Origin of the sequence: Parafrankia elaeagni, from assembly GCF_000374165.1 — a bacterium.
Taxonomy (GTDB): domain Bacteria; phylum Actinomycetota; class Actinomycetes; order Frankiales; family Frankiaceae; genus Parafrankia; species Parafrankia elaeagni.
On record NZ_KB893675.1, the window covers coordinates 1 to 5576 of the forward strand.

At 69.0% G+C, this 5576-nt stretch carries 1 protein-coding gene; it reads left to right on the top strand.

Translation table 11 applies throughout. The features are described from left to right. Positions 1-303: 303 nt before the first annotated feature. Positions 304-5576 (top strand): SDR family NAD(P)-dependent oxidoreductase (locus B207_RS32460; RefSeq protein ID WP_456095348.1); only part of this gene is annotated, 5273 nt, incomplete at its 3' end.

A 5576-nucleotide genomic window follows, 5' to 3' on the forward strand; every position in this document is an offset into this window, starting at 1 on the left:
GTTCCGGTGGTTCTGCCGGTGGTGCCGGTGGTGGTGTCCGGGCCGGACGAGGCGGCGTTGCGGGCGCAGGCGGGGCAGCTCCTGGCAGTGCCCGATGGTGATTTGCTGGGCATCGGGGCCGCGGCCATCCACCGGGCGGTGTTGGCGCATCGTGCGGTGGTGCTGGCGGGGGATGGAGCGGAGCTGGCTGCTGGCTTGGAGGGGCTTGCTGCGGGTGGGGAACCGGTCAATGTGGTGCGGGGTGTGGTGGGTGCGGGCCGGATAGGGGTGCTGTTCACCGGTCAGGGTTCGCAGCGGCTTGGGATGGGCCGGGAGCTTTATGAGGCCTTCCCGGTGTTCGCCAACACCTTCGATGGCGCCTGCGCGGAGGTGGATCGGTATCTGGACCGGCCGTTGCGGGATGTGATCAATGGTGAGCCGGAGCTGTTGGAGCAGACCGGCTATGCGCAGCCGGCGTTGTTCGCGTTCGAGGTGGCGCTGCTGGGGCTGGTGGAGTCGTGGGGTGTACGTCCGGATGTGCTGGTCGGGCATTCCATCGGTGAGGTCGCTGCCGCCTACACCGCCGGTGTATTGGATCTGGCGGATGCGGCCAGGCTGGTCACGGCGCGGGGCCGGTTGATGCAGGCGCTGCCGGTGGGTGGGGCGATGCTGGCGGTGCAGGCCGGTGAGGCTGAGGTGGTCGCGCTGCTGGGTGAGCGGTCCGGGTTGGATGTGGCTGCGGTGAACGGCCCGGCGGCGGTGGTGGTCTCCGGTCCTGCCGAGGCGGTTGAGGTGTTCGCGGAGCGGGTGTCGGCTTCCGGGTGGAAGTCGAGCCGGTTGCGGACGAGTCATGCGTTCCATTCGGTGTTGATGGAGCCGATGTTGGCTGAGTTCGCCGCGGTGGTGGAGCAGTTGCGGTTCGCCGAGCCGTCGGTGGCGGTGGTGTCGACGGTGACGGGGCAGCCGGTGGCGGCGGGGCAGTGGAGCGATCCGGGTTACTGGGTGCGTCAGGTCCGTGAGCCGGTTCGGTTCGCTGACGCCGTCGCCTCCCTTGTGGGCATGGGTGTGACCCGGTTCGTGGAGGTGGGTCCGGACGGGATCCTGACCGCGCTGGCGCAGCAGTGCCTCCCCGACGCGGCCGGGTCCGGGGCGGGGGCCGGTGCGGTGTTTGTTCCGGTGGTGCGCCGGGATCGCCCCGAACCCGCCACCGCGCTGAAGGCAACCGCGTCGCTGTTCGTGCACGGCGTCGACGTCGACTGGGCGGGTGTGTTCGCCGGTACCAGGGCACAGCCGGTGGATCTGCCGACGTATGCGTTCCANCGTCAGCGGTACTGGTTGGAGTCCTCTCCGGTGGTGGGGGCTGGCGGGGCGGCTGATGCGGTGGAGTCGGGGTTCTGGGAGTCGGTGGAACGCCACGATCTGTCTGGGTTGGCTGCGCAGCTTGGGGTGGAGACGGCATCGCTGGAAAGCGTGTTGCCGGCGTTGGCGTCGTGGCGGGCGAGGCGGCGCCTGGTCTCGATGACTGAGGGCTGGCGTTACCGGGTGACGTGGAAGCCGATCCCCGACCCCGGGCCGGGCACCCTGTCGGGGACGTGGTTGCTGATCGGAGAGGACCAGGCCGGTCTCGGTGCGCTGCTGTCCGCGGCCGGCGCCGCCATCATCGTCGTTCCGGCGGGTGAGGACGCGGACCGGTCGTCGCTGGCGGAGAGCCTGCGGGCGGTCGGAGAGCCGATCGCCGGGGTCGTGTCGTTCGCGTCGTCGCCGGGCAGCGCTCTGTTGATGGCACAGGCGCTTGGCGATGCCAGGATCGAGGCACCGTTGTGGCTGGTCACACGGGGCGCGGTGAGCACCGGCCGGTCTGATCGGCCTGCCGGGCCCGAACTGGCCTCCGTGTGGGGCCTGGGTCGGGTCGTGGGCCTGGAACATCCTGACCGGTGGGGTGGTCTGCTGGATCTGCCCGAGAGTATCGACCGGCGGGCGGCAGCCCGGATTATCGCGGTGCTGGCGGCTCTGCCAGGCGATGAGGAGCAGGTCGCGGTCCGGGGCAGTGGCATCTTCGTAAGCCGGTTGGTGCCAGCTCCGGCTCGGAGCGGGCAATCCTGGCAGCCGTCCGGAACGGTTCTGATCACCGGCGGCACAGGTGGGATCGGCAAGCGGGTTGCCCGATGGGCGGCGGAGAACGGCGCCGAGCACCTGGTGCTCGTCAGCCGCAGCGGTGCGGAAGCCGCCGGCGTGGATGCGTTGGTTAAGGAGATACCGGCCCGGGTGACCGTACGGTCGTGCGATCTCACGGACCGTTCTGCCGTTGCCGCTCTTCTGGAGTCCGTGAGCGAGCTCTCGGCGGTGGTGCACGCCGCTGGAACTCTCGACGACGGTGTGATCGACAGCCTGACACCTGAGCGGCTCGCCGCGGTGATGGAGGCCAAGGCGACATCCGCCCGCTACCTGCACGAGCTGACCACGGACCGTCCGCTCGAGGCGTTCGTACTGTTCTCGTCGACGGCGGGTGTACTCGGCAACGCCGGCCAGGCCAACTACGCGGCGGCCAACGCCTACCTGGATGCCCTCGCCGAACACCGGTACGCCGCGGGTCTGCCGGCGACATCGATCGCTTGGGGGCCATGGGAAGACGCGGGCATGATGGCTGCGCATGCCGACGCCCGCCAGTTCCAGCGCAGCGGCTTCTCGACCATGCGCGCCGACCACGCACTCGCGGCCCTTGCCAAGGCGGTCGGATCAAAGGAGGCGACGGTCGTCGTCGCCGACGTCGCATGGGAGCAATTCGCCGCCGGCGGTCCCTTCCTCAGCGAACTGTCCGGGGGAGCTACGGGTCCCGCCTCGGCTGACCGGCCTACTCTGGCCGCGCGGCTGACGGAACTGCCCGCCGCCGAACGCCGCCGCGTTTTGCTGGCCGAGGTCCGAAACCAGGTTGCCGCAGCTCTGGGGCATGAAAGTGCCGCCTTCATCGATTCTGGCCGGTCGTTTCAGGAACTGGGCTTCGATTCGCTGACCGCGGTGGAGTTGCGGAACAGGTTGGTGGCGGTGACCGGGTTGCGGTTGCCGACGACGCTTGCCTTCGACTACCCGAGTGTCGACCGTCTCGCCGATGCTGTGCTGGATCAGCTGGCGGGTGTCCTGACGGTGGTGGCTCCGGCTCTGCCCACGGCGGTGGACATAACCGACGACCCGGTAGTGATCATCGGTATGTCGTGCCGTTTTCCCGGCGGAGTGGATACGCCGGAGGCCTTGTGGGGACTGCTGGCGTCGAGTGGGGACGCGATGGGTGCCTTCCCGGCGGATCGTGGGTGGGATCTGGAGGGGTTGTTCCATCCGGATCCTGATCATGTGGGGACGTCGTATGCCCGTGAGGGCGGGTTCCTGTATGACGCGGGATTGTTCGACGCGGGCCTGTTTGGCATCAGTCCGCGTGAGGCGTTGGCGATGGATCCGCAGCAGCGGTTGCTGTTGGAGACGTCGTGGGAGGCGTTTGAGCGGGCGGGGATTGATCCGCTGGGTTTGCGGGGTTCGTCGGTGGGGGTGTTTGTTGGTGCGAGTTATATGGGGTATGGGTCGGGGCCGGTGGAGGCGGGGGTGGAGGGTCATCTGCTGACGGGTACGGCGTCGAGTGTGTTGTCGGGTCGGGTGGCGTATTCGTTCGGGTTGGAGGGCCCGGCGGTGACGGTGGACACGGCGTGTTCGTCGTCGTTGGTGGCGTTGCACCTGGCGGTGCAGGCGTTGCGCTCGGGTGAGTGTGAGATGGCGTTGGCCGGGGGTGTGACGGTGATGTCCACACCGGGTACCTTCATCGACTTCTCCCGGCAGCGTGGCCTGTCGGCTGATGGTCGTTGTAAGTCGTTCGCGGCGGGTGCGGACGGGACGGCGTGGGGTGAGGGCGTCGGCGTTCTGCTGGTGGAGCGGCTTTCCGATGCTCGGCGGTATGGGCATCGGGTTCTTGCGGTGGTGGCGGGGAGTGCGGTTAATCAGGATGGTGCGTCGAATGGGTTGACGGCGCCGAATGGGCCGGCGCAGCAGCGGGTGATTCGTCAGGCGTTGGCGGGNGCGGGNTTGTCGGCNNNNGATGTGGATGCNGTCGAGGCGCANGGGACCGGGACNGTNNTGGGGGATCCGATNGAGGCGGAGGCGTTGCTGGCGACGTATGGTCGGGGTCGTTCGGGGGATCGGCCGTTGTGGTTGGGGTCGGTGAAGTCGAACATCGGTCATACCCAGGCCGCGTCCGGCGTNGCTGGGATCATCAAGATGGTCCAGGCCATGCAGCATGGGGTTCTGCCGGCGACGTTGCACGTGGATGAGCCTTCTCCGCATGTCGACTGGACGTCGGGGGCCATCTCGCTGTTGGTGTCGGCGCAGCCGTGGATCGAGGTGGATGACCGGCCGCGGCGGGCGGGTGTGTCCTCGTTCGGAGTGAGCGGGACCAACGCGCACGTCATCCTCGAAGAGGCACCAGCTGAGCGGGCACCAGCCGAGCAGGTGGCCTTTGGTGATCCTGCTTCGGTGACTCTGCCGGTGGTGCCGGTGGTGGTGTCCGGGCAGGACGAGGCGGCGTTGCGTGCGCAGGCGGCGCGGCTGGACGCGGTCGCCGAGGCTGTTGCCGAGGCGGCTGGCGGGGTGCTGGGTGTGGGTGCGGCGTCGATCCGGCGGGCGGTGTTGGCGCATCGTGCGGTGGTGCTGGCGGGGGATGTGGAGGAGTTGCGTGGTGGTCTGACGGCGCTGGCTGGAGGTGTCTCCTCGTCGCAGGTGGTGCGGGGTGTGGTGGGTGCGGGTCGGGTGGGGGTGTTGTTCACGGGTCAGGGTTCGCAGCGGGTCGGGATGGGTCGGGAGTTGTATGAGGCCTTCCCGGTGTTCGCCGATGCGTTCGATGGCGCCTGCGCGGAGGTGGATCGGTATCTGGACCGGCCGTTGCGGGACGTGATCGACGGTGAGCCGGAGCTGTTGGAGCAGACCGGCTATGCGCAGCCGGCGTTGTTCGCGTTCGAGGTGGCGCTGCTGGGGCTGGTGGAGTCGTGGGGTATCCGCCCCGATGTGCTGGTCGGGCATTCCATCGGTGAGGTCGCTGCCGCCTACACCGCCGGTGTATTGGATCTGGCCGACGCGGCCAGGCTTGTCACGGCGCGGGGCCGGTTGATGCAGGCGCTGCCCGCGGGTGGGGCGATGCTGGCCGTGCAAGCCGGTGAGGCTGAGGTGGTCGCGCTGCTGGGCGAGCAGTCCGGGTTGGATGTGGCTGCGGTGAACGGCCCGACAGCGGTGGTGGTCTCCGGGCCTGCCGACGCGGTTGAGGTGTTCGCGGAGCGGGTGGCTGGGCAGGGGTGGAAGTCGAGCCGGTTGCGGACGAGCCATGCGTTCCACTCGGCGTTGATGGAACCGATGCTGGCCGAGTTCGCCGCGGTGGTGGAGGAGTTGCGGTTCGCCGAGCCGTCGGTGGCGGTGGTGTCGACGGTGACGGGGCAGCCGGTGACGGCGGGGCAGTGGNNCGATCCGGGTTACTGGGTGCGTCAGGTCCGTGAGCCGGTTCGGTTCGCCGCTGCCGTCGACGTCCTCGCGGGTCTGGGGGTGACCCGGTTTGTGGAGGTGGGTCCGGA